The 25,549-nt window shown below is 69.5% G+C and carries 20 protein-coding genes; 14 read left to right on the top strand and 6 right to left on the bottom strand.

What is annotated here, in order from left to right:
- Positions 1-80 precede the first annotated feature (80 nt).
- From U4Z31_RS33800 to U4Z31_RS33775, 6 genes are all read right to left on the bottom strand, one after another.
- Positions 81-593 (bottom strand): hypothetical protein, encoded by a 513-nt coding sequence (locus U4Z31_RS33800; protein WP_044846926.1) that lies wholly within the window; start codon positions 591-593, stop codon positions 81-83.
- 384 nt (positions 594-977) lie between these two features.
- Positions 978-1,487, bottom strand: a complete 510-nt coding sequence (locus tag U4Z31_RS33795) for a hypothetical protein (protein ID WP_044846925.1) — start codon at positions 1,485-1,487, stop codon at positions 978-980.
- Between the two features lie 361 nt (positions 1,488-1,848).
- Positions 1,849-3,237 (bottom strand): MFS transporter, encoded by a 1,389-nt coding sequence (locus tag U4Z31_RS33790; RefSeq protein ID WP_321812670.1) that lies wholly within the window; start codon positions 3,235-3,237, stop codon positions 1,849-1,851.
- 101 nt (positions 3,238-3,338) lie between these two features.
- Positions 3,339-4,517, bottom strand: coding sequence for a CaiB/BaiF CoA-transferase family protein (locus U4Z31_RS33785; RefSeq protein ID WP_321801901.1), 1,179 nt, complete (start codon positions 4,515-4,517; stop codon positions 3,339-3,341).
- A gap of 14 nt (positions 4,518-4,531) precedes the next feature.
- On the bottom strand, positions 4,532-5,689 hold the full coding sequence (locus tag U4Z31_RS33780) for an acyl-CoA dehydrogenase family protein (protein ID WP_124529571.1): 1,158 nt from the start codon (positions 5,687-5,689) through the stop codon (positions 4,532-4,534).
- A gap of 31 nt (positions 5,690-5,720) precedes the next feature.
- Positions 5,721-6,578 (bottom strand): MaoC family dehydratase N-terminal domain-containing protein, encoded by an 858-nt coding sequence (locus U4Z31_RS33775; RefSeq protein ID WP_415750324.1) that lies wholly within the window; start codon positions 6,576-6,578, stop codon positions 5,721-5,723.
- A gap of 128 nt (positions 6,579-6,706) precedes the next feature.
- Between U4Z31_RS33775 and U4Z31_RS33770 the strand changes: the two genes are divergently transcribed.
- From U4Z31_RS33770 to U4Z31_RS33705, 14 genes are all read left to right on the top strand, one after another.
- Positions 6,707-7,657 (top strand): LysR substrate-binding domain-containing protein, encoded by a 951-nt coding sequence (locus tag U4Z31_RS33770; protein WP_124487351.1) that lies wholly within the window; start codon positions 6,707-6,709, stop codon positions 7,655-7,657.
- Positions 7,658-8,302: 645 nt separating this feature from the next.
- Positions 8,303-9,265 (top strand): sigma-54 dependent transcriptional regulator, encoded by a 963-nt coding sequence (locus U4Z31_RS33765; RefSeq protein WP_321812659.1) that lies wholly within the window; start codon positions 8,303-8,305, stop codon positions 9,263-9,265.
- 161 nt (positions 9,266-9,426) lie between these two features.
- A complete protein-coding gene (locus U4Z31_RS33760; protein ID WP_044846913.1) occupies positions 9,427-9,825 on the top strand; it encodes a DUF3467 domain-containing protein in 399 nt (132 codons plus the stop codon).
- Between the two features lie 9 nt (positions 9,826-9,834).
- Positions 9,835-13,698 (top strand): N-acetylmuramoyl-L-alanine amidase, encoded by a 3,864-nt coding sequence (locus U4Z31_RS33755; RefSeq protein ID WP_321812658.1) that lies wholly within the window; start codon positions 9,835-9,837, stop codon positions 13,696-13,698.
- Positions 13,699-13,716: 18 nt separating this feature from the next.
- A complete protein-coding gene (locus tag U4Z31_RS33750) occupies positions 13,717-14,895 on the top strand; it encodes a hypothetical protein (RefSeq protein ID WP_321812657.1) in 1,179 nt (392 codons plus the stop codon).
- Positions 14,892-15,155 (top strand): hypothetical protein, encoded by a 264-nt coding sequence (locus U4Z31_RS33745; protein WP_321812656.1) that lies wholly within the window; start codon positions 14,892-14,894, stop codon positions 15,153-15,155. The genes U4Z31_RS33750 and U4Z31_RS33745 overlap by 4 nt, the downstream gene beginning before the upstream one ends.
- Entirely contained in the window at positions 15,152-15,973 is an 822-nt protein-coding gene (locus U4Z31_RS33740; protein ID WP_044844334.1) for a hypothetical protein, read from the top strand. Before U4Z31_RS33745 ends, U4Z31_RS33740 begins: the two co-directional genes overlap by 4 nt.
- The gene (locus tag U4Z31_RS33735) at positions 15,970-17,442 is read left to right on the top strand and encodes a S8 family peptidase (RefSeq protein ID WP_321812655.1); all 1,473 of its coding nucleotides are present in this window, start codon (positions 15,970-15,972) and stop codon (positions 17,440-17,442) included. Before U4Z31_RS33740 ends, U4Z31_RS33735 begins: the two co-directional genes overlap by 4 nt.
- A 58-nt stretch (positions 17,443-17,500) precedes the next feature.
- Positions 17,501-19,321: a hypothetical protein gene (locus U4Z31_RS33730; protein ID WP_321812654.1), complete on the top strand. Its 1,821-nt coding sequence runs from the start codon at positions 17,501-17,503 to the stop codon at positions 19,319-19,321.
- A gap of 50 nt (positions 19,322-19,371) precedes the next feature.
- A complete protein-coding gene (locus U4Z31_RS33725) occupies positions 19,372-20,424 on the top strand; it encodes a hypothetical protein (RefSeq protein ID WP_124487344.1) in 1,053 nt (350 codons plus the stop codon).
- Between the two features lie 39 nt (positions 20,425-20,463).
- Positions 20,464-21,855, top strand: coding sequence for a hypothetical protein (locus U4Z31_RS33720; RefSeq protein ID WP_124487343.1), 1,392 nt, complete (start codon positions 20,464-20,466; stop codon positions 21,853-21,855).
- A 3-nt stretch (positions 21,856-21,858) separates the two neighbouring features.
- Positions 21,859-23,160: a hypothetical protein gene (locus tag U4Z31_RS33715; protein ID WP_124487342.1), complete on the top strand. Its 1,302-nt coding sequence runs from the start codon at positions 21,859-21,861 to the stop codon at positions 23,158-23,160.
- 3 nt (positions 23,161-23,163) lie between these two features.
- The gene (locus U4Z31_RS33710) at positions 23,164-24,159 is read left to right on the top strand and encodes a hypothetical protein (protein ID WP_321812653.1); all 996 of its coding nucleotides are present in this window, start codon (positions 23,164-23,166) and stop codon (positions 24,157-24,159) included.
- Positions 24,160-24,300: 141 nt separating this feature from the next.
- Positions 24,301-25,549: hypothetical protein (locus U4Z31_RS33705; RefSeq protein WP_321812652.1), on the top strand; the 1,249-nt coding region annotated here is incomplete at its 3' end.

Genomic DNA, 25,549 nt, shown 5'->3' with positions numbered 1-25,549 from the left:
GCCGCGACGACAAGCAAAACGGCCGCCTCCGGCATGGCTTGTCGAGGCAGCCGTCCCGCGCGGCGCGAAGCACCGGCATGTCAGTGCATCGCGTTCTGCTTGCGCCGTTCGAGCATGCCGTAGACGACGGCGGTGACCACGCCGAACAGCAGGTTGGCCAGCAACGGTCCGGATCCCCGCTCCGAGATGAACCACGGGAACACGGCGGTCATCACGTAGAAGTTCCATACGTACGCGACGATCCCGAAAGCCAGCCCGATAACGGCCTCCATGCCGACGCTCGAATCGAAGCGGAACGGCGCCATGATCGCGGCGAGGATCATCCCCATGATGGCGCCGAGCACGTAGTGCAACAGCAGTGCCATTCCCACGATGCTGAAGCTGAACACCGACATCTGTTCGAGCGCGCCACGGCCCATCACCATCGCCGCGATCTTGTGGGTCGGCTGCCACGGACTTTCATCGAGCACCATGGTCGACCAGAAGAATTCGAGCACGATCACCAGGGCGCCCCCGGCAAGCCCGGCCACGGCCGCGGCGAGCCAGTCCGGCATGCGCCGTTGCCAATGGTGCGATTGAATGTGCAGTTCCATACGACCTCCTTGCTGACGGTTCGCGCGTCGAAAATACGTCGGCTATTCGATTCAGAATGGCAGATATGGGGGGCAACGCAAGGTGCAAAAACCCTGCGCGTCGCATGGCAGTACGGTGTTCTGTTCAGGATCGGCGTGCGGCGGGCGTCGGCGGCGCGACACGGGAACGGAGGCCGTGACGTTGCGCGGTCACGGGCATCTCACCGGATGCAACGCCAAAAGGGCAGGGGCCGTCACGGAATCGTCTTCGTGCCGGCGTGTCGGGGTAAATTAAGCACTCCGACAAATTGTCTGCGTGGACGGATGCCGAATTCACCCTTGCCTGCTGCCGACCCGCTCGATGCGGGTGCGGCCCCACGCGCCGTGCATGCCGGTTTCCGCGTGTCAGGGAAAAACCGGTGACGTAGGCTCGCCGCCCTCCAGATCCGCCTTCGGAAAATGCTGGGCGATCATCTGCTCGATTTCCTGCTCTCGCAATGCCGGCACGTCGGCCATGATCAGAATCTGGCCTTCCTTGATCGCCTCCCGAAATCGCTCGAGTCGCGCGTTCGGCTCGGCGATGCCGATCATCCCGGCCGTCCACGCCCCGAAGCCCGCACCCGCCACCGTCAATGCGACGACGGCGCCGCCCGCGATCACGAGCTCGGCAGGCGGGTAGACGAGCGCGACGAGGCCGATGAGCGCGCCCGTTGCGCCGCCGAGCGCGACGCCGCGCTCGAGCGCGTGCACGACATCGCTGCTTTGCAGCAAGGACGCTTCGGGTAACTCTTCGAGCGTGACACTGTGATCCGCGAGGACATGGATATGGCGCCAGATGATGCGAGCGCGCAGCAAGTCATCCACGATCGCCTTCGCCATCTGCGTGTCGGGTACGAGGAAATAGAGGCGCCTCATGTCGGCCCCCTTTTTTCAGTCAGGAATAGCTTCTATTTTATGTCAGCATCGGCGGCGCGCTACGTGCGCGTATGTGCGGGTATGTGCGCGTATATGCGTCACAGACACATGGACGGGGCGGACCTTCACGCGCCACGTCGAGCTTGAACCTTCCTGTCTGACGCGCGATTGGCGCGGCGGTGCAGTCGTTCAACATGCGGGTGCGCTTGAAGAAGGGACGAACGCGGACATCAGAGGAAATCCACGCGAAACCCTTGTTTGTCCGGGACGTCGCACCGGCGCTCGCCGCTCGCCGCTCGCCGCTCGCCGCCGCCGCCCGGCAGCGAGCGCCGAATATTCGCCGCCGCCGGCCCGCCGGCAATCAGGCTTGCCTGACGCCGGAGTGGACTGCGGCGTCTTCCGCGTCGTGCGTCCCCGGCGCGACCTCCTCCAGCGCCTGCCCTCCGGTTTCGACGCGCAGCAGCCCGATCGCGACACACAGCACGCCGAGCATCGCGCTGACCATCGCGATCACGCCCGATACGCCGAACGCCTGGTAAAGCGCCAGGGCCAGCGCAGGCGTGCCGATCGACGACATCCGTCCGCACATCCCCGCGACACCGGTGCCGCGCAGCCGCACTTCGGTCGGGAACAGTTCGGGAATGTAGCCGAACAGCCCGAGCGTCGTGATCGTGTAGATCGCGCTGACGAGACAGAAGCCGACCACGATGATCGCGGTGGTATCGCGCAGCGACACATACAGCCAGCCGAGCGCGATGCTGAGAATCGACGCGATCACGATGCCCTTGGCCCGCCCGATCCGATCCGCGATCAGATAGCCGATCAATCCGCCGACCGGCGAGCCGATCGACATCAGGAACACGAACCCGAGCGACTTGACGACGGACAATCCTTCCGTGACGAAGAACGTCGGCAGCCACGCAATGAAGCCGTAGAGCCCGACGTTCACACCGATCGCGGTCAACGCCGCGACGATCGTCCGGCCCCGCATCCCCTTGGAAAACAGCACGCCGAGCGGCACCTTGCCGACATGCAGGTCGACGGTGCGTCGCACGGGCGGCAGCGTGCCGACCTGCCGGCCGACCTCCTGCTCGATCGCGGCAAGCGTCGCCTCGGCCTCGTCGAGCCGCCCGACCGATTCGAGCCAGCGCGGCGACTCCGGCATCCGTTTGCGCATGAACCAGACGAGCAGCGCGCCGACGCCAGCCAGCGCGAACATGTACCGCCAGCCGAGATAAGGAATGATCCAGTACCCCGCGGCGAGCGCCGCGAAGAGCCCGCTGTTGGTGATGATCGCGAGCAGCGACACCCACTTGCCGCGCGTCTCGGGCGGCACGAACTCGGCGAGCGTCCCGGCCGCGACGACCAGTTCCGCGCCCAGCCCGATCCCCATGATGAAACGCAGCACGATCAGCCACGCGATATCGGGCGCGAAACACGCGGCGATCGAAGCCAGCCCGAACACGGCCAGATTGAGCTGATACGAATAGCGCCGCCCGAGCCGATCGCCGACGTAACCCGCGACGAACGCCCCGATCATCATCCCGACGAACGTCGACGACACGAACATCGCGCCATGCCGCAGGTCGGTGAATCCCTCCTTGACCATCGCCGCGACCGAGCCGTTGGCGAGATAGATGTCGAACGCGTCGAGGAACGCGCCACCGGCGATCAGGCCGAGTATCTTCCAGTGAAACCTTGAAATCGGCAGCCGGTCGAGCCGGCCGGCGGCATTGACGGTGTTCGCCATGATGTCTCCAGTCATGTGGCGCTCTCGCGTCCGTGACCGGACGCGGAGACGCTTCGAAACGTAGGTGGGGGGCGCGCTTCGATCAGCGCGGCAAGGCCCGGTCAGACCGCACCGGATGCGTGCAACGTGTGAATCTGTTCGTCGGCATAGCCGAGCTCGCGCAGCACGGCATCGGTATGCTGGCCGAGCGCCGGCACCGGGTCCATGCGCGGATCGTCGTCCGGCGCGACGCCGGGCGGCAGCAGGGCAGGAATCTCGCCGGCCGGTGTGTCGACCCGCGTCCAGCGATGCCGCGCGGCGAGTTGCGCATGCGTCCAGACGCCGTGCATGTCGTTCATTCGCGCGTTCGCGATGCCAGCCTGCTCGAGCCGGTCGATCACGTCGGCGGACGTCAGCGTCGAGAATGCATCGACGATGATGGCCGCGAGCGCGTCGCGATTCGCGACGCGGCGGCTGTTCGACCCGAAGCGCTCGTCGGCCGCCAGCTCGGGCATGCCGATCACGGTCTCGCAAAAGCGCTTCCATTCGCGCTCGTTCTGCAGGCCCAGCATCACGGTGTTGCCGTCGCCGGCCCTGAACGGGCCGTACGGAAAGATCGTCGCGTGCGACGCGCCGGCCTGCCGCGGCGGCGACTGGCCGTCGATCGCGTAGTAGAGCGGATAGCTCATCCACTCGACCATGCTTTCGAGCATCGACACGTCGATGTGCCGGCCGCGCCCGGTGCGTCCGCGCTCGATCAGCGCGGCGAGGATGTTCGTATACGCATACATGCCGGCGGCGATATCGGCGATCGAGCAGCCGGCCTTGGCCGGCTCGCCGTTCGATCCGGTAATGCTCAGGAATCCGGATTCACTTTGAATCAGCAGGTCGTACGCCTTCTTGTCGCGGAACGGACCGTCGAGCCCGTAGCCGGAAATGTCGCAGACGATCAGCCGCGGATAGCGCTCGCGCAGCGTGTCGTAATCGAGCCCCAGCCGCTGGGTCGCGCCGGGCGCGAGGTTCTGCACGAACACGTCGGCATCCGCGAGCAGCTTGTGCACGACGTCGAGCGCCGCGGGCTGCTTGACGTCGAGCGTGAGGCTTTCCTTCGAGCGGTTGGTCCACACGAAGTGCGACGCGAGCCCCGACACGCGTTCGTCGTAGCCGCGCGCGAAATCGCCGACGCCCGGCCGTTCGACCTTGATCACGCGCGCGCCGAGATCGGCGAGCTGGCGCGTGCAGAACGGCGCGGCGATCGCATGCTCGAACGTGACGACCTTGATGCCTTCCAGTGGGCGCATGCTCGTCACTCCCGTCAGAACGAACGCGGCAGGCCGAGGATGTGCTCGGCGACGTACGACAGGATCAGGTTCGTCGAGATCGGCGCGACCTGGTACAGGCGCGTTTCGCGGAACTTGCGTTCGACGTCGTATTCGCATGCGAAGCCGAAGCCGCCGTGGAACTGCAGGCACGCGTTCGCGGCTTCCCACGACGCATCGGCCGCGAGCAGCTTCGCCATGTTCGCCTGCGCGCCGCACGGCTCGTGCGCGTCGAACCGGCGCGCGGCCTCGAAGCGCATCAGGCTCGCGGCCTCGACGTTGACGAACGAGCGGGCGATCGGAAACTGCACGCCCTGGTTCTGGCCGATCGGGCGGCCGAACACGACACGATCCTTCACGTACTGGGACACCTTGTCGACGAACCAGTAGCCGTCGCCGATGCATTCGGCCGCGATCAGCGTGCGCTCGGCATTCAGTCCGTCGAGGATGTACTTGAAGCCGCGACCTTCCTCGCCGATCAGGTTCTCCGCGGGAATCTCGAGGTTGTCGAAGAACAGCTCGTTGGTCTCGTGGTTCACCATGTTCGGGATCGGGCGCACCGTCATCCCGTTGCCGATCGCGTGATGCAGGTCGACGATGAAGATCGACATTCCTTCCGACTTCTTCTGCACGTCCGACAGCGGCGTGGTGCGCGCGAGCAGGATCATCAGGTCGGAGTGCTGCACGCGCGAGATCCACACCTTCTGGCCGTTGATCACGTAGCGATCGCCCTTGCGTACCGCCGTCGTCTTGATCTTCGTTGTGTCGGTGCCGGTGGTCGGTTCGGTCACGCCCATCGACTGCAGGCGCAGCTCGCCGCTCGCGATCTTCGGCAGATAGCGTTGTTTCTGCTCGGCCGAGCCGTGGCGCAGCAGCGTGCCCATGTTGTACATCTGGCCGTGACACGCGCCGGAGTTGCCGCCCGCGCGATTGATCTCCTCCATGATCACCGACGCCTCGGTCAGGCCGAGTCCCGAGCCGCCGTATTCCTGCGGAATCAGCGCGGCGAGCCAGCCGGCTTTCGTCAGCGCGTCGACGAACGCTTCGGGATAACCGCGTTCCTCGTCGATCTTGCGGAAATACTCGGCGGAAAATTCGCCGCACAGGTCGCGAACGGCTTCGCGAATGTCTTGGTACGCGTCGGTAGGATTCATGTTTCGTATCGGGGAATGCTTGGAATGGGCCCTATGCGAGGGTCGCGGTCGCGGACATGGTCAGCCAGCCGTCGTGATCTTTTGCCCAGAGCTCGACGGTCTTGCCGTCGTCGGCGAGACGGCCGCACACGCTGAAGGTGTTGCCGAGGAAGGTCGGCCGTACTGCGCGATATGCGTATTCGACGATCGTCGCGCCGGGCAGCGAGCGCGTCACGAGGTCGAGCAGCAGCGTCGAGATCAGCGGGCCGTGCACGACGAGGTCCGGATAACCTTCGACGTCGCGCACGTAGGTGCGGTCGTAGTGAATGCGATGGCCGTTGAAGGTCAGCGCGGAATAGCGGAACAGCATGACTTCGTCCGGCGTGATGTCGCGCTGCCATTGCGCGGCGTCGGGCGCGGCCTTCGGCGGGGGCGTGGCGGCGCCGGGCGCGGCCGCGCCGCGATAGACGATGTCGTGTTCCTCGCGGATCGCGACTTCACCCGCGGATTCGATCACGTGCTCGACGGTCACGAAGCCGAGCGTGCCGGTGCGGCCTTCCTTGCGTTCGACGGACAGGATGCGCGACGTGCGCGTCGCGATCGCGCCGATCGTCAGCGGGCGTTCGAACGTCAGCCGGCCACCGGCCCACATGCGGCGCGGCAGCCCGAGGTCCGGCAGGAAGCCGCCCTTGCGCGGATGGCCGTCCGGGCCGAGCTCGGCCTGCTGCGCGATCGACCAGAAATACAGCCAGTGCCAGGCGGGCAGCAGCGCGTCGCCCACGGCGGGAACGACCGGATGGTCGAGCGTGGCCGCGAAGGCGATCGCACGTTCGGCGCTGATCAGGTCGGTCGCGACCTGTTGGACATCGTCGCTGGCATGCGACCGGGGAGCGTTCACTGTCACCTCCATCGCCGGGCGGGCCGGCTGTTCTGACTTGGCATGAAGTGACTTTAGGTGAAGCGCAGGCGCGGCGGAAATACCGTTTGGATGTGCCGGTCATAGGGGTATCCTATGGCTTTCGCATCGAACGAACCGCCATGGACATCCGCCAGCTCCGTTACTTCGTCAGCATCGTGGAATACGGGAGCCTCGGGAAGGCGGCCGAAAAACTGTTCGTCGCGCAGCCGTCGCTGAGCCAGCAGATCGCGAAGCTCGAGGGCGACATCGGCGTCACGCTGCTGGTGCGCAGCCCGCAGGGCGTGAAGCCGACCGCGGCCGGGCAGGCGCTGTACCGCCATGCGCGGCTCGTGCTCCGGCAGATGGAGCAGCTGCGCCAGGAAGTGCGGGAAGGCGCGGGCAGCGAGTCGGGCACGGTCGCGGTGGGTTTCCCGACCACGATGACGTCGATCCTCGCGGTGCCGCTGTTCGAGCGCGTGAGGGCGCGTTATCCGGGCATCCGGCTGCAGTACCTCGAGAGCATGAGCGGCTTCATCAACGAGCTGCTGGCGAACGGGCGGCTCGACCTCGCGATCCTGTTCCGCGAATCCAACACGACCGGCATCACCGCGATGCCGCTGTTCGACGAGGTGCTGTATCTGCTCGGCGAGCCGGGCGGCGCGGTGCCGTCGCGCGCGCGAACCTGCCCGCTCGCGTCGCTCGCCGGCGTGCCGCTCGTCGCGCCGGGCGTGCAGAACGGGCTGCGCCTGCTGCTCGAACGCACGTTCGCGCGCGAGGAGGTGCCGCTCAACATCATCGCGGATATCGATTCGCTGCCGACCATGATCTCGCTCGCGCAGTCGGGCCTCGCGTGCACGATCCTGCCGGCGTCCGCGCTGGCGTCGCGCGAGCCGTCCAGCCGGCCGAAGATGCGCCGGATCGTCGAGCCGGAGATCCGCCGGCCCGCGAGCCTGTGCTGGTCGAACACGTCTCCCGTCAATTCCGCCGCGCTTGCCGTGCGGCAGACGATCGTCGAGCTGATCGGCGAACTGGCCGCAAGCGGCGCGTGGACGGGTATCACGCTGCGCGAGGGCGAATCCGCGCCGTCGTGACGGGCGTGATGGGCGTGATGGGCGGATTGCGCGGGATGAGCGTGACGAGCGTGACGAGCGTGACGAGCGTGACGAGCGGGATGCGCGGGATGCGCGGGTGCGCGGGTGCGCGGGTGCGCGGGTGCGCGGGTGCGCGTGACGCGCGGGCTCAGCCCGCGAGCCGGTGCGCGGACGGCCCATCGCCGCGCACGCCCCCCGCGCGCGACCGCCTCGACCGGCGCTCGCGAAGTCCCTGCGCGTGCCGCGTGAACGATACGCATTCTCCAATACCGCACCCGGCCATTCGTTCGTGATGCTGATTGCGGACGATTCGATGAACGTGCGTGACATGACACATTCGCCATTGCGCCCGGGCATGTCCGAGCCGATCGATTCGCCCGCGCACCGGCGGCCGGCCGGTCGCGCGCAAACATCGGCGGTCCTCAGGTTGTACGAATCTCCATATTGAAACTACACTGGTTATCGGCCGGCGCCGTGACACGCGGCTCTCCATTCAACACGCATCACAGTACTAATTAAACGCGTGCCAACAATCGCCATCGAGGATGGTTGTCTTGTTCCTCAAAATCCACCGGGGGGGAAGTGGCGATGAACATCGGGGCTGCGCATCATCCGTCAACGGTTCGCTAGCCGGGCGGCGCGCGCATGAGCACGATCGGAGGCATTCACGCGACGTCACTCGGGCTGCACGGCTCGAGCCCGGCGATGACCGACCTGCGCCGCTATCTGGCGAAGGTCGCGCGCACCGATACGACGGTGCTCGTGACCGGCGAAACCGGCACCGGCAAGGAGCGCGTCGCCAGCGCCGTCCATCGGCTCAGCACCCGGACCGACAAGCCGTTCATCGCGGTGAACTGCGCCGCCGTGCCCGACAGCCTGTTCGAATCCGAGATGTTCGGCCACGAGCGCGGCGCGTTCACCAGCGCCCAGCACGCGTTTCCCGGCCGCTTCGTCGAGGCCGACGGCGGCACGCTGTTCCTCGACGAAGTCAGCGAGATGCCGCTCGCCGTCCAGGCGAAGCTGCTGCGCCTGCTCGAGGACCGCACGGTGATGCCGGTCGGCTCGCAGCGCCGGCGCCCGGTCGACGTCCGGATCGTGGCGGCGAGCAACGAACGGCTGGAGGAGCTGGTCGAGGAGCGCCGTTTCCGTGCCGACCTGTTCTATCGCCTGAACGTCGCGCGCATCGAGATACCGCCGCTGCGCGAACGGCCGGAGGACATCGCGCCGATCGTCGATCACTTCGTCGCCGAACACAACCTGCAGCGGGCGATGCGGGTGGGGCGGCCCGATCCGGCGCTGCTCGAGTGCATGCGGCATTACCGGTGGCCGGGCAACGTGCGTGAGTTGCGCAATCTGGTCGAGGCACTGTTCATCGATGCGCCGGAAGGGCGCCCGTTCGGGCTGGGCGACCTGCCGCCGGCGTTTCGCCGGCTGTTCCTGCAGGACTTTTCCGCCGGTGAACATGAGCGCGAGCGGCTGGTCTCGGTCCTGCGCCAGACCAACTGGAACAAGATGGAAGCAGCGCGCCAGATGAACTGGTCGCGCATGACGCTGTACCGCAAGCTGGCCAAGTACAACCTGGACGCCGGCAACACTGCATCGGTGTGACAGCCGGGCTGTCACATGGTACAGCCCGGCAGCGTTCCCGAATCCCGCACCGGCCGGAAAATTCCACGGCAAATCATGCGCTTGCGCCGGCGCACCCGCGTTGGCCCGCTCCTTGCGAAGCAGAACGGACAGACCGCCCGTCGCCATGCAAGGAGGCCGTCGTGCACGTCATCGAGCCAAGCCAGGACGCCCCGCCGGAGCCGGCCCAGCCGGCCGGCCAGACACGGCCGCTGCTCGCCAGTTATGCGAACTATTTCGAGGTCGGGCACAACGCGTTCGAGTTCCTGATCGATGCCGGGCAGGTCGAGCCGCAATCCGGCAACGTCCAGTTGATGAGCCGCGTCGCGATCAGCCCGGTGCACGCGAAGCTGCTCGCGCAACTGCTGGCGCGCGCGATCGCCCAGTTCGAAGCGACACACCACGAAATCCCCGACATCGGCGACCCGGAACCGGATCTGGAGATGCTTCCCCCGCAGGAATTCGAACGGCGCGCGATCGATGCGCGCAGCAAGCCGATGCTCGGCGGCCGTCGCGACGAGCCCGATCAAAACCAGAGCTGAGGACACGACATGGCAGCGCAACTCCATCCCAACCGCATGGTCCTGACCGACCGTTTCCCGATGCTGGGCTTCACGATTCGCGTCGGCCACGCGCCGTGCGTCGCGGAACTGGTGATCGCCACCGATCCTGCACTGTTCACGCGCAAGGACGGGCGCACGTCGTCGACGTTCTATACCAGCCGCGAGGACGGCCTGCTGGCGATCCCGCGTGGCGAAGCGGTGTTCATGGTGCCGCCTGCCGTGCTGGCGCGCTTCGCGGGCGCGAGCCGGCTGTGGTTCGGCCTCGCCACCGCGGCGTCGCCCGCTGCCGATGCGTGGACGGTCGACGTCCTGCCGAATGCCGACAGTCCGTATGTGTCGCTGTCGGGGCTCAGCGACCGGGGATTGCGCCGGGTTCGCGTGTTTCCGACGCGCGGCACCGCCGCCGTCAGGAGTCCGCTGTTGAACTGGGCGGGCGACGCCACGCGGCCGGGCGCGACCGCCGTGCCGGCGCCGAGCGCACCGGGCGCGCCGGGCGCCGCCCCCGCCGCGCCGCAGCCGGCCGTCGAGGGCGCTGCGCCGCACCACGACGTTCATTACGACGACGGCTTCGGTCCGCTTCCGCCGCTCAATGCCGCAACGCCGGGCGCCGCGACGCCCGCCGCGCCGGCATCGGCGTCGGCGTCGGCTCCGGCCGCGCGCCCGGCATCCGCCATCGCACCGGCATCCGCCGTCGCACCGGCATCCGCCGTCGCACCGGCACCCGCCATCGCACCGGCACCCGTGTCGCAGGGGATGAGCGACGATGCCGGGTTCCGCCTCGCGGGCGAACGCCGCGGCTTCACCTGGCCGCGGCCGCGCAAGCTCTCGACCGTCGAGCGGGCCGCGCTGCGCGCGATACTGAGCGCGAATCCGGCCACCGCGTCGCTGATGCTGCTGCTGCCGGTCGCGATGCGCAACGGCCTGTCGGTCTCGATCGGCGCGGGTGCGGGCGCCGGCCTGGAATCCGGGGGCGCGGGCGCGGTCGGCCTCATCTTCGACGCCAATGGCGACGACATCGGCGTCTTCGTGTCGGGCGAACTCGACTTCGGCTACATCGTGTCGGCGAGCCTCACCGGCCAGATCAGCCTGCTGCGCGGCCATATCGACGATTTCGCGGGCACCGGCACGACGGTCGGCGTGATGATCGGCGAAGCCCCGGCCGGCGGCATCTCGGCGCTGTTCAACGCCCGCGGCGAATTCGTCGGCGTCACGCTGTCGGCCGGCGTCAGCGTCGGCAGCCCGGTGAGCGTCTTCGTCGGCGTCTCGCGCGCCGCGGCGGGCACGATCGCCACCTCGTCGTCGTCGTCGCTCGCGTGGTCGCGCGGCCTGAGCGCCGACCCGGAGGCCTACGGCATCGATACGCCGCCGTACAGCGACGACGATGCGGCCGCCGAGCCGTCCGCGACGGCCAGCGCGCTGGCGCTGGGCGCGCGCGAGAACAGTCTCGTCACGCGCACGGCCGCCAGCCCGAATTTCGACGAGGGGCGCGGCAGCAAGACGATCGACCGCATCATCATCCACATCGCCGACGTCCCCACCGTCCAGCAGGTGGTGAATACCTTCACCAATGCGTCGTCGAAGGTGAGTTCGCATTACCTGGTCGGGCAGGAGGGCGAAGTCGTCCAGTTCGTCTCCGAGGCCGACACGGCGTGGCACTGCAAGGGCTCGAACCAGCGCAGCATCGGCATCGAACACATCGCGGTGAAGCGCGGCGGCGCCGACTACCCGCGTCGCAACGGCACCGTCCAGCATTTCGATGCGCTGGCGCCGACTCAGCTCCAGTACGAAACCTCGGCGGCGCTGGTCGCGTCGCTGTGCGACAAGTATCAGCTGCCGATCAATCGCACGACGATCATGGGCCATCGCGAGGCCGACACCTCGACCGGCCATACCGCGTGCCCCGACGGCAACTGGGACTGGGACTACTTCATGCGGCTGGTCACCAGCCGCACCTGCCAGCCGCAGTCGGCCGGCCAGGCGCTGGGCCTCGCCGCGCGCGGCCTCGGCGACGACATTCCGCTCGATCCCGGCGTCGGCGGCCTGTCGATCGGCACCGACGCGCTGGAGATCGGCGACATCATTCTCAGCACCACCGGCAATCCCGGCTCCGGCGTCATTCGTGCCGGCTCGGGTGCGGAGGTCAGCCACGCGATGCTCTACGTCGGCCAGGGCGGGCAGGTGATCGAGGCGATTCCCGGCGGGGTCCAGTTGCGCCCGCTCGCGGACGCGCTGGCCGACGCGCGCCTCGCGGTCGCGTTCCGGGTGCCGGGCCTGACCGATACGCAGCGGCAGCAGGTTGCCGATGCCGCCGCGCGCTACCTCGATCGCGGTTTCAACTACGTCGGGCTGGTCCGCTGCGGCAGCTACCTGATCGACCGCCACGCGTGCGACCTGCTGTCGGGCGACGCGGCGGAGCGCTGCCGCCGCTTCGTCGGCCGCATCGAGCTCGGCGAAGGCGCCGACACCGACAACTTCTTCTGCTCGCAGCTGGTCGCCCAGTCGTTCCAGGACGCGGGCAGGCCGATCGTCAGCGTGCCGCCGCACTGGGTGCCGCCGGGCGATCTCGCCAGCCTGTCGACCGGCACGATGGCCCCCGGAACGCTCGCGTATGTCGGCCATCTGAAGGCGCCGATCCCGAGCCGCGGCTTCTTCGGCACGAGCCAGGCGCTGTCGGTCGCCGCGGGAGCCGCGCGCGCGCTGGGCGCCGACGACTGGTCGGTGAACTGGGACGAGGTGCAACTGACCCCGCAGCCCACCGACATGGGCTGCTGGGCGACGGCCGCGTCGATGGTGATCGGCTGGCGCGACAACCAGAGCGTCGACCCGACGCTGCTCGCGCGCTGCATCAGCCTCGAGCGCCAGATGCGCGATGGCCTGGCGCCGGCCGAGGTGGCGGGGTTCGCCGGGGTGTCGACGCTCACGGTCGAACCCAATGCGTGCTTCACGCCCGAAGGCTTTCGGCGGCTGCTGGAGGCGAACGGGCCGATCTGGGTCGCCGAAGTCGTGCGCGCGCCGGTCAACTTCTTCCATGCGGTGGTGGTGACGGGCATGTATCGCAGCGGCGACGCGTATTTCGTGCGGATCACCGATCCGCTGGACCGCGTGGTCGGCACGCCGGGCCATCCCGGTGCGCGGACCCTGCCGCCGACCCACTCGACCGGCAGCCGCTACATCATGACCTACGAGGATTTCGTGTCGGAATACGAGGCGGCGGCCGGCATCGGCGTGATCCAGCTGATGCATTCGGGCGGCACGTTCGGCCACACGATCAATCGCGGCAGCGCGGCGGGCGCGGGCTACGCGCTCGGCGTCGAGCCGCCGGCAGCGGGCGGCGAGTTCGGCTTCGGCGTGAGCCTGACCCGGCGCACCGAGAGCCGCGACGGGCGCAGCTACGATCTCGCGCAGCTGGCCGGGCTGGTCCAGCCCGCCAACGCGCTGGCGGGCGGCGCCGGGCAGCCGCGCATGGCCGGCCAACGCATCACCCTCGACGACTGGCCGTATATCGACGGGCCGAGCGGCCGCACGTCGGCGCCGGTGTCGATCGACTGGGCGTGGCAGGGCGGCGCGGTCGGCGACGTGACGATTGCCGCGGACCACGGCCAGATGCTCGACGGCTGGAGCGCGTTCGTGCGCGCGGATATCGGCCACGGTTCCGGCACCGCCGAACGGGCGAGCGTCAAGCTGCGCATCGCCACCACGTTCCGGCATGCCGGCGAGGAGGACCAGGTTGGCGTGACGGAGGTGACGCTGAACGGCGACGGCCGCTTCCAGATCGTGCACGGCGCCGACGGCGCGCCGCCGCTTCCGGCCAGCGGCACGCAGCCGGCGCCGCGCGAACTGCAACCCGCCTGACCCCGAGGGACACGCGCGATGGCCCGCCACATTCCCCCTCCGCCACCCCGCGGCGCGCTCACGCCCGCGGTGGCTCTTGCTCGCGACGCGTTCGGCCGCGAGATCGTCGACGGGTCCGGATCGGGCGACCCGGGCAGGCAGGACGGCGCATTGCCGCAAGCGATGCCGGCCGGCGGCGCGGTGCCCGCGGCCCCGGGCGGGTCGGCGCCTCCGAAGGAGAAGGCGACGGACGCCATCGGCCGGCGTGCGGCGGCGCTGGCCGATGCGATCGACTTTCCGACCTTCGTCGCGAGCCTCGTGCATGGCACCTACGACGCGATCGTCGACAGCTCGATCAAGCAGGTCGAGAGTTTCGCCGACCTGGTCGGCGCGGTGGCCAAGCCGCTGGACCAGTTCACGCAGGAGAACGTGACCGACGGGCAGGCGCGCGCGTGGCTGGTCGAGCAGTATCCGCACGACGTGACGCTGACGCAGGACGGCGGCGATTACCGCCTCGCGCCGGTCGTCCGGCCCGGCGACGACGATGCGGCTCCCGCGCCCGCGTGGCTCGCCGATTTCGGTGCGGCCGACGGCGCGTTCGATACCCAGACGCTCGAATCGGTGGTGCTGCCCCGCGCCCGCGAGCGCGTCGCGCAGCACCGGTTGTCGACGCTGTCGACGATGGTGCTGCTGGGCATGCAGCGGGTCGTGGTCAAGGACGGGACGATCGCGGCGAGCCTCAATTTCCAGGCCAAGGCGCGCGACCGCGCCGCCGTGCAGTATGCGACGTCGAACGACCCGTCGTCGGGGCAGACGACCTGGGGCGGACGGGGAACGTCGGGCGATGTCGTCACCACGGTCTCGACCGTTGCGGTCAATGCGCAAACCGACACCGATCTCAAGGCGACGCTGACCGGAAAGGTGAGCATCAATTTCGCATCGGAGACGCTGCCGCTCGACCGTTTCGTCGACGAGGCGTCGCGCAATCTGCTGGAGCGGCACAGCCGGCCGGCGGCGCGGATCGCGCCGCCGGCCGCCCAGCCCGCGGCGCCGGTGGCGGCGCCCGTTCCCGCCGCGACGCAGGCGCCCGCCGCCGTGCCGGCGGTGCCGGCAGCGTCCGCCGCCCCGTCGGCCGCGTCGGCCTCATCGGCTTCGTCGGCTTCATCGGCTTCATCGGCGCCGGCGGCACCCGCACCCGCACGAGGAGAACCCACATGATCGCGCCGCGGCCGCTGGGCGAGACGCTGGGCGCGTTCGCCGACGTTGCCGGACAGCTGGCCGCGGGCGCGGCGCAAGGGCTGCGGGTGCGCTCGATGGCGATGGAACTGCCGCTCGACCTGCGCGTCGCGCGGGGCGCCGACGGCATCGAGCTGGTCGGCGACCTGCCGCAGTTCCTGACCCGCACGGCCTTCGATGCGGAGCCGGCGCGGCTCGCGATCGTCCTCGAAGCCGTGCCGATCGACGGAGCGGTGCGATGAACAGCAACGCCAGCCTGCGCCTCGAGGATTTCATCCAGGCCGTGCAGAGCCAGCTCGACAACGCGCAGGCGGCGATGGCGATCAAGGCGCGCAACCTCAACCTGCCGCTGACCTTCGCGATCAAGGACGTCAACCTCGATCTGCGCGCCCATGTCGAATTCGTCGAAAGCGAGGTGTGGATTCGTCCCGCCGGCCCGGGCGACACCGACAGCAGCACGTTCCATCTCGTCTTCACGACCATCACGCGGCCGGCGATCGAGGAGAACGCGATCGCGCTGTCCGAGGACAGCAAGGACCAGCCGCTCGACGCGCTGGGCGACGAGCTCTCGGCCGAAGACCGCAAGCGTCTGGAATGGGCCGGCGTGCGCACGGTCCGGCAATTTCGGCAGGCCGAGCAGCGCGACATGGTGCATGCGATCGGCCGCGTCACCAACCTGTCCGTGGACCGGCTGCGCCGGGCGCTCGACCGGGCGTCCGCGCCGAGCGTCGAGCGGATCGAACCGGTGGCGCCCGCCACCGACGCGCAGCCCGATGCGGCGCCGCTGCTGCGCGTGATCGGGCGCAATCTCGTCAACGGCACGCACGCGCCGCTGGTGCGGATCGGCAATCGCCCGGTCGCGGTGCTGCAATCGGCGGACGACGAGCTGCTGCTCGCACCGGGCCGCGACCAGTGGGCCGGCGAACTCGCCGTCTCGCCGACGAGCCGCCATGCCGCCGCGCTGGCGTTCGACCTGAGCGCATTCGCGCCGCCGCCGGCGCCCGCGGCCAGGCCCATGACCCTGGCCGCCGTGCCCGGCCAGGAGGAGGCGCGGCCATGACGATCCATGCACTCGGCACGCCGTGGGCATCGCCCGGCGAGCGTCAGTTCAGCCTGCCGACCAGCCTGCTCGTCAAGCTGGCGCTCGGCGAAGCGCCCGAGCACGTGCCGTCGATCCGCGACGTGACGCGCGGCGCGCTGGCCGCCGCGCAATGCATCGACGGCGGCCCGGTCGACCGCATCGTGGTTGCGTTCGCCGGCCGCTTTCTCGCGGTGCGCCCGTTCAGCGCGGCGGCCGGGCGCTGGGTGCCCGGGCATGCGCACCTCGGCTACGACGCGATCGAACAGACGACCGGCATGGCCCGCACGCTGCTGCTGCGCGTGCCGGCGGGCACGCCGATCGGCGCGCTGTGCGACTCGCTCGCCCAGCTCGCGACCGTGGAAAGCGTGACGCCCAACTACGTGGCGACGGTCCCGATGGACGCGCCCGGCCGCTTGGCGCCCGTGCCGCCGGCCGCGCGGGTTGCGCAGGATGCGCGCGCGCTGGTGCGCATGGCCGACGCACACGCGATCGAGCCGGGCGACAGCGGCGTCACGGTCGGTCTGATCGACAGCGGCATCGCGCGCCAGCATCCCGAATTCGCGCATGCCTTCCGCGCGGGCGCCGATACGGTGCGGCTCGAGCCCGGTGACTTGTCGCCCGGCGTGCAGCTGCTGAGCGGTCATGGTCATCGCGGCGATTTTCCCGAGGACCGCTTCGTCGGTCACGGCATGGGCTGCGCGGGCATCATCGCCGCCGAGGGCGTGGCGATGCCGCGCGGGCTCGGCGGCGACTGCCGCATCCTGCCGATGCGCGCGCTGGCGGCCGCCCGCCTGCCGGGCAAGGCGCATGCGATCGGGCTCGGCGCGATCGCCGACCTCGATCGCGCGCTCAAGCTCGCGGTCGACCTCGGCGCGAAGGTGATCAACATGAGCTTCGGCACCGACGACGCGACGATCGCCGCGAATCGTCCGAAACCGCATGCCGACACGGTCGCGTATGCCGCCGCGCGCGGCTGCATTCTCGTGGCCGCGAGCGGCAACAACGGCGCCGTGACCCGCTACTGGCCCGCCGCCTATCCGCAGGTGATCGCGGTCGGCGCCGTCGGCGACGACGGCCGGCCGACCCCGTTCTCGACGCGCGGCCCGCACGTCGCGCTGTGCGCCCCGGGCGAACGGGTGCTGACGAGCGCGATCGAGGCCTATCAGCTCGCGACCGGCACCAGTTTCGCCGCGCCGTTCGTCGCAGGCGCCGCGGCGCTGCTCGTCGCGTACGCGCAGCGCCGCGCCTATCCGCTCGACTGCGCGACGGTACGCGACCTGGTCGTCGCCACCGCGCGCCCGTTCGCGCCCGGCGCGGCCGACGGCTGCGGCGCCGGCATTCTCGACGCGGCGGCGGCGCTGCAGGCGCTGTCCGGCCGCATCGACGCGTACGAAGCGGCGGGCGACGACGGTTGCACGGGCAAGGACGGCCGTGCCGACGACGGCTGACTGGCGCACGGGATCCCGCTCACTCCCCCGAACCGACCGGATTTCAAGGAGAAGTTAAATGTTTCATGTCAACAATCAAGTCCGCTTCCTCGACCTCGTCGACCTCGAGACCCGGGCACGCGACGGGCTGGTCGATATCGTCAACCGGCTCGAGTCGCTGAAGCGGCCGCCGGTCGCCGCCGAGCGGGAGCAGCTCGCGCTGTGCAAGGCCATCCTCGCGGTCGTCTACGACACGAAGCCGTCCGACGGCGTGCCGCAGGTGTGCGATCCGCTGTTCGTCGCCACCCGCGAACTGCTCGCCAGCAAGTCGCTGGTGAATCCGCCGTTGCTGTCCGAAGTCAACGGCCAGCTGGTGTTCGACGCGGGCGACGTGAGCGGCGCCAACGGTGCCAATGGCACCAATGGCGCCAATGGCGCGAACGGCTCGGACCCGGAGGCCGTGTCGATCACGCTCGTCGCGCTGGTGCTGGGCATCCTCGCGGTGGACGGGGCCACGCCGCCGCCCGTGAAGGTCGACGGCGGCAAGACCGTGCCGGACGGCGACAACGTGCTGATGAACGCCTTTACCCGCCAGTTCTTCGCGGCGGTGGGCGAGGCCAATTCGTACGGTGGGCTCGCGCAGCGGGTGCTGGCGCTGCTGTGCATCGAGGGCGATCCCGACGGCCGCGGCGGCGAGCAGCCGGGCGTGGTCACCACCGAATTCGCGCGCGTGATGCGCGGCCTGCAGGCCCGCAAGATCCAGGCCGACGAGCCGCAATTGCGCCGCCGCATCAACGAGGAGCTGAACACCGTCCAGAACATCGGCGGCGAGGACGCGATCGCCGATCTCGGCATCGACCTGCCGAACCTCGAGGATCTGGAGGACGCGAACATCGTCGCCGACAACGTGCGCGTGATGGGCCCGATGATCGTCGCCGCGATGTTCGACGAACTCAAGGTGTTCCAGGTGGTCGACCGCATCGTCGAGCAGTTCCAGCACGGCACGCTGCCGATCGGCCCGGGCAATGCCGGCAAGCTGCTCTATCGCTACTGGCGCGAAACGCCGAACCGCATCTCCGAGCAGGAGCGCAAGAACTTCGCGGCCATCACGCTCGGCGTGCCGGGCGGCGATCCGAACACGGCCGGCAATCGCGAGTTCAACGACCTGTGGATCCGCTTCGTGTCGTCGGTGTCGTCGTTCGTGCGACAGACCGAGGTCGACTCGCTGCTGCGCGCGAGCGTGCCGAACCCGATCAACCACCAGCAGGTGCGCAAGGCCGCCCGCGATCTCGCCGGCAACCTGTCGCTGCACGGCTACGGCATGGCGCATTACGCGGCGCGCGAGATCCAGTCGCAGGTCAAGTTCATGATCGACCTGCTGCAGGACCCCGAGATACGCGGCTGCTACGGCGCGAAGGACATGTGGCAGGTGATCGACCAGGTCGCGACCTACGACCTGGGCGGCGCGCGCACCAGCTCGCGCTATCGCACGCTCGCGACCTGCGGCACGATCATCACCGCGTGGCTGGCCAACAACGTCGATCGCGTCAACAAGGCGACCGGCCCGCTGCTCAGCATCGACCAGATCGCCAACCCGGACGTCTCGTCGAACCACAAGTCGACCGTCGACCCGACCGACTACGACCTGATCAACGCATGCGAGCTGTGGCTGGCCGATACCGCGACCACCGATACGCAGATCGAGCAGTTCTCGCAGCCGCGCGAGGCGCCGCAGATGACCTCGAAGCCGGTGCCGATCCCGGCGATGGCGCGCGAGATGCTGGACGGCGTCGGCGACATCGGCGCCGGCATCGGCCTCGGCGCGGGCGTGCCGGTGAAGGCGGGCTACGGTGTCGGCACGCACAACGGCGCGAGCTACTACTCGAACCGTCCGCACTGAAGCGGCGTCGCGTCCGCTGCGCCATTTTCGAACCCTGCCGGAGCCGAGCCATGCCCCTGACCTCAATCCGCGAACCGGTCGTCGCCCGGGTCGAACGCCGCCTGAAAAGCGCCGCGCGAAGCCTCGGTACCGCCGATCCATTCGCGCCGTCGCGCGACCTGTTCCTGCGCACGTTCGGCGACGGCGCCGACGATCTGCGGTTCCGCGACAACGCGCTGATGCCGATGGCGGTGCCGTTCGAGCCCAGCTTCTCGGAAAGCCAGCCGGGCAAGCTGCGCTTCACGATCGAGCCGTTGCCGCCGGAGGCGTCGGCGATCGACCGGCGCGACGAGTCGACCCGCGAAATGCGCAAGCTGATCCGCGATTTCATCGGCCGCGAGGCGCTGCACTGGTTCGACCAGGCGAGCGAGCCGTTCCGGGGCTTCGCGCGGCCGGGCGGCAACCTCGACTACGGCGCGTTCTTCGGCTCCAGCTACGACCGCGACGGGCTCTATGCGTCCAAGGTGTACTACGAGCTGCCCGGCGACGCCGGCACGATCGAGAACCTGCCCCGCGACCTGGCCGGCATCGTCCAGGCCGCGCTGCAGATGGTGCCGGGGCTCAAGCCGCTCTTCACCACGATGGCGGCCCAGCGCGATCTCGGCGGCCAGCGGCTCACGTTCGCGTGCACCCGCGCGCTGCGGCTCGCCGATCTGCAGCCGGTCATGGATGCGCTCGGTATCGGCCATCGGCTTCCCGGCATCATGCAGCTCCTGGGGCTGGTGCTCGGCGGGCGCTTCGACCTGCCGCCGCACGGCGCGCTGCTCGCGTTCGGGCTCGGCCCGGACGGGCCGGATTTCGAGCTCTACGTGCTGCTGTCGGCGATCCCCGACGTGCCGCCCGCGTTCCTCAGCCTGCTGACGATGGGGCTCGCCGAGCGTCCGCGCGGATTGCAGGCGCTCGAGCGCTGGATGGGCGCGTTCACGCCGGAGGACGCGCACTGGCCGGGCCGCTTCTCGATCATCAGCCTGCGTACGGACGCGGCCTGCCCGGCACGCGTGAGTCTCTACCTGCGCCCCATCGAGTTCGAACTGCCGGTGGACGCGCCCGCCCAGGCCAACTGAATCCGAATCGCTTCGTCACGCGTTTCCCGCGAGGTCGCCATGTTCCCGCAAGCTGCCCGTTCCACGCCGATCGCGCCGCCGCCGCCGCGCGCCGCGGCGGCCGCTCCGCGGCACACGCCGCCGGTGCCCGCCGACGAAGTGCGCCACGGCGTCGCGCAGATGTTGACCCGGTCGCAGGCGTTCAACGCGATGCCCGACGCCGATCGCCGCGACATCGCGCGCAACACCGCGTTGATCGCCGATTACCTCGCGCGGCCCGAAGGGTTCGCCGGCCACGAGATTCCGGGCGGGGTGGGCACCGCGCCGGCGCGCGCGCTCGACGACAACACGGATCATTCCGCGCACGAGGCGGATTTCTCGACGCACAACCAGGCCGTCGACAGCATCGGCAAGTCCAAATTCACCGCGGCGGCCGCGCACGAGGGCGCGGCGGTCGCGGGCGAGCTGCTGAACCAGGTCAAGTTCCCCACCTTCGTCGCGAGCCTGATCAGCGGCGTGTTCCAGTCGATCACGCACAGCTCGATCGAGCAGATGAAGGCGTATCAGGAAATGATCGCGCAGGTGGCGAAATCGCTCGGCCAGTTCGCCGACGAACACGTGACCGAGAACCAGGCGCGCGATCATATGGTCGGCCAGTTTCCCGACCTGTTCGAGATCGGCATGGACGACAGCGGCGACACGCCGAGCCCGCGCGTGCAGGTGCGCGACGGGGTCGACCCGGACGAAGCGTCGAAGACCGTGCGTGCGCGCCTGCAGATGGGCGACGGCGATACCTTCGACCTGTCGGACGAGGCCTCCGAGCTGGCGATCGTCAACCGCTTCAAGATGCAGCTCGCCAAGCAGCGCCAGCAGATGCTGGCGTCGATCGTGCTGATGGGCATCAACCGCATCGTCGTCACCGACGGCAAGATCTCCGCGAAGATCATCTACGACGTGCGCGCGCAGGACACGCTTTCGAAGCAACGCAGCGCCACCGCGGTCGACCTCGCCCGCGACAAGGACGGCAACGTCCAGTCGACCTACGCCGGCAAGGGCACCTACGATCGCGGCGGCAAGTACGACTCCAGCAACGACAAGGACAACGGCCGCCAGTACAGCGCCGACTACTACGCGAAGGGCGACTACGAATACGAGAACAAGCCGATCATCACCGCGTCGACGGCCGCGTCGGAAACCAGCAACGCGGCGATGCAGACGAAGATCCAGCTGTCCGGCGCGGTCGACGTCAATTTCAAGAGCGACTACCTGCCGCTCGACAAGATGGCGACGCCGCAGATGATCGCCACCATCACCGGCAACGCGACGCCCGCCGATCCGAACGTGCTGCCCAGCCCGAAAACGCCGCCGGCCGCGTCCGCCCCCGCTGCGGCTTCAGCCCCGGCGGCGGCGCCGGCCGCCGCGCCGGCGCCGGCTGCGGCCAGGGGAAACTGAGCCATGCGCCTGCCCGCTCCCCCCGACGCACTCCACCCGGTGCGGCCGCCCACGAGCGCCGCCGCGTTCGACGCGACGCGGCCCGAGGTGCGCCGCCTGCTGACCGCGATTCCGTCATTCCTCGACCTGCCCGACGACGAGCGCCGCCGCATCGCCGCCGATACGGTGCGGGTGCTCGCCTACCTGGCCGACCCGAACGGCGTGCATGCCGAGATTGCCGAGCGCGAGGCGAACGGCGAACTGCCGCCCACCGGCCTCGCGCACCCGCTCGCGCAGCCGGGTCCGGCGCCGGCCGCCGCGGCGCTGGCCGACGATCCCGTCACCGCGACCAAGCGCCAGCTCGCGCAGGATCCCGGCTTCGCCGGCAAGGACTTCCAGGCCGGCGCGGTGAAGCAGGGCGTCGAGCAGTTCGGCCAGATGGTGCAGAAGGTCGATTTCCCGAAATTCGTAGGAGGCCTGATCAAGAACGTGTTCCAGGCGATCGTCGAAAGCTCGATCGAGCAGATGCGCGCGTATGGCGAGCTGATCGCCAATGTCGCCAAGACCACCGCCCAGTTCATGAGCGACAACATCAGCGAGGGCGCCGGCCGCGACTATCTCGCCGATTCGTTCCCCGACGTGCTGTCGGTGCAGGCGCAGGACGGCGCCGACGCGTTCGACGCGGACAGCGCCGGCGCGGCCGCGGCGGCGGCCCCGACGCGGCTGGTCGCGCAGGGCGACAACGCGCAGCAGCGGCTGGCCGAGATCAGCCGGAACTACAACCTCGATCCGCCCGTGACCGACCTGTCCGACGACAAGTCGGAACTGCGCCTCGTCACCGCGGCGCGGCTGCAGATGGCGAAGCAGCGCCAGCAGCTGCTGTCGTCGATGGTCATGCTCGGCATCAACCGCATCGTCGTCACCGATGGGTCGATCAACGCCAAGGTGGTGTTCGACATGCGTGCCAGCGACACGGCGAAACGCACCTACACCGCGTCGATGCACGACCGCGAGAGCCAGAAGTACAAGGAATCGCTCAATGCCCATTACGGCAGCTGGTACACGCCGTATTCGGCCGACGCCGCGTTCGAGGGGCAGCAGGAACACGTGGCCACGGTCGGGTCGGCGCTCGACGACACGAGCGAATCGAAGGCCGAGGTGAAGGCGAAGCTGTCGGGCGAGGTCCGCGTCAACTTCAAGAGCGACTACCTGCCGCTCGACAAGATGGCGACGCCCGAGATGATGTCGGTGATCCAGGGCAACTCGACGCCGTACAACCCCAACAAGCCGGCCCCCGCCGCCGGCGTGCCTGCCGGGCAGCACTGAATCATGGCGCGCATGCTTATCGTCCCGCCGGCGGATGCCGGGCTCGCGGCGGCCATCCGGTCGGGGGAGCGGCTCGTCGAGCGCGCGACCGCGCACGGCCTCGCGTTCGCGCTCGACGAGCTCGGCGACATTGCGATTCCCGATCCCGTTGCCGCGCGCGTCGACAAGGCGCAGCTGCGGGCGCTCGCGTCGCTCTATCTGGCGGCCGACCTCGAGCCCGCGGGCGTGATCCCTGCGGTCGAGGCGCTCGCCGGCCTGTCGGCGAGCGGCGCCGTCGGCGTCGATCTCGGCGGCGCGGAGCCGCTGGTCGCCAACTGGTGGCGTCACCGCGCCGAGAAGCTCGCGGCCGGCGAGCGCGCGGCGTTCTATGCACGGTTGTTCGGCACCGCGTACGGCCCGGCGGCCGCGGATGCCGAGCGCAACGTCCAGTTCGAGGAATGCATGCTCGTGCTTTGCGAGGCGCTCTACAAGCTCGACGAGACGCCCGGTGCCGACCCGGGCGGGGATCCCGGGCGCCAGGCGCGAGTCCGCAACGCCGCGCGCGCGCTCGCGCAGAATCTCGGCGCCGCCTGTACCGGCGTGACCGCGTTCATGGCCGGCGAGATCGTCGGCATGCTCAGGGACGCGTTCGCGATCCTCGGCCATGTCGACCTGCGTCACGGCTTCGCCGCGCGCGACATCTGGGGCGTGGTGGCCGGCATCGGCCGGCTTTCGCGGCTGCCGCCGGCTCAGCCTGCCGCCTATGTCCGGCGCGGCAAAGCCGGGATGACCGTGATCGCATGGCTGGCGGACGTCGCGGATGCGCTGGGCGGCGCGTCGCCGCTGCTGCGCACCGACAATCCGGTGATCGCCTCCGCCGCCGACTGGATCGAGGCGACGCTCAGCCTCGGCGAGAAACCCGACGGCCAGGTGTCTTCCGTCCCGGACGACGGCCGCGCCGTGCCGCCGGCCGCGCGCCCGGCCGCGCCGTCGAACCCGTGGGCGGCGCTCGGAAGCTGACATGGAACCGCGTCGCTCAGGCCGTCGCGAGACGGGCGGCAGAACCCGGGTGCCGACGGCGGCGGACGTGCCGTTGCCCGTCCGGCCGCGTGTCACGTGTCGCCGGACGCGGGACGCGCGATGCGCGGCGGAGCCGCCGAAATGACGGCAACCGCCCACCTTGCGCGTTCGGCGGTGCCGCGGCCCGACGTTCGCCACCGTCTCCGTGAACTGCTGTCGGCGCAGCAGGGCTTCGGCGCACTCGATCCGGCCATGCGCCGCGATCTCGCGTCCGGACTGGCACGGATCGGCTCGCTCGCGGTCGATCATGACGAGCTCGCGGCGCGTCCCGGCACCGCGCTGGCCGTCGCGCAGGACGCGGGCTCGGCGTATTCGGGCACCGCCATCGACCGGATGGCCGGCACCACCCGGGCCGTGCTCAACGCGGTGTCGTTCCCGCGCTTCGTGACCGAGCTGATCACGGGCGTCTTCAAGGCGATGAACGATTCGAACCAGCAGCAGCTGACCGCGTTCGTCGACCTGATCCGCAATGTCGCGCAGACCACCGAAGGCTTCGCGGACAGCAACGTCGGCATCGCCGGCGCGCGGCAGTGGCTGGCCGAGCATTTCCCCACCGCCTACGAGGTCACCGGCGACGACGAGGCCGCCGACGACGCCGACGAACTGGCGGGCCTGCCGCCGGACGAGCGCCGCCAGCGCCAGCAGGAACTGCAGGCCGAGCGCGATGCGTCGACCCGGCTGGCGTTGCGCGCGGGCTCGACCCCGCCGGCGGAAGCGGCGCTGCGCACCGCGCTGGGATTGGGGCCGGGCGACGCGGTGACGGCCGCCGATCCCGAGCGCCTGGTGCCGCTCGCCCAGCAGGTGCTGGCCCGCAACCGCCAGCAGTTGCTCGCGACGATGGTGCAGATGGGTTTGCAGCGCATCGTCATCGAGAGCGGGCGGCTCAACGCCGCGATGAATTTCCATATCGACGCGAGCAGCGTCGCCGCCAACGACCGCGGCTCGCAGTTCGACACGCGCAACACGGTGGGCGTGAGCGGGGGCGCGCGCTTCGGGCCCTGGGGTGCGGAGGCCAATGTGCAGAGCACGATCGGCTACGTGTCGACCGACCGGACCCAGACGACCGAGAGCTCGCACGCCGATCTCAACCTGAGCAGCGGCGTCGAACTGGTGTTTCGGACGGATTACGTGCCGTTGAACCGGCTGGCGGGCGTGGGCGACGTCGAACGCATCCGCGTCAACACGATCAATCCGGATGCCGAAGCGGCGCGCCTGTCCACCGATCGCGCCGCCCAGCGTAGTGCCGAACAGGCCGACATGGCCGCTCGTAGGACCGCGCTGGACGGTGGGCTGCGTGCGCCGCCGGTCGTCGGTCCGGCGGGTTCAGGAT

The sequence above is a fragment of the Burkholderia sp. BCC1985 genome (assembly GCF_905339915.1).
Lineage (GTDB): Bacteria > Pseudomonadota > Gammaproteobacteria > Burkholderiales > Burkholderiaceae > Burkholderia.
The sequence above is the reverse complement of the archived record's forward strand: the minus strand, read 5'-3'. Positions and strand labels throughout refer to the sequence as shown.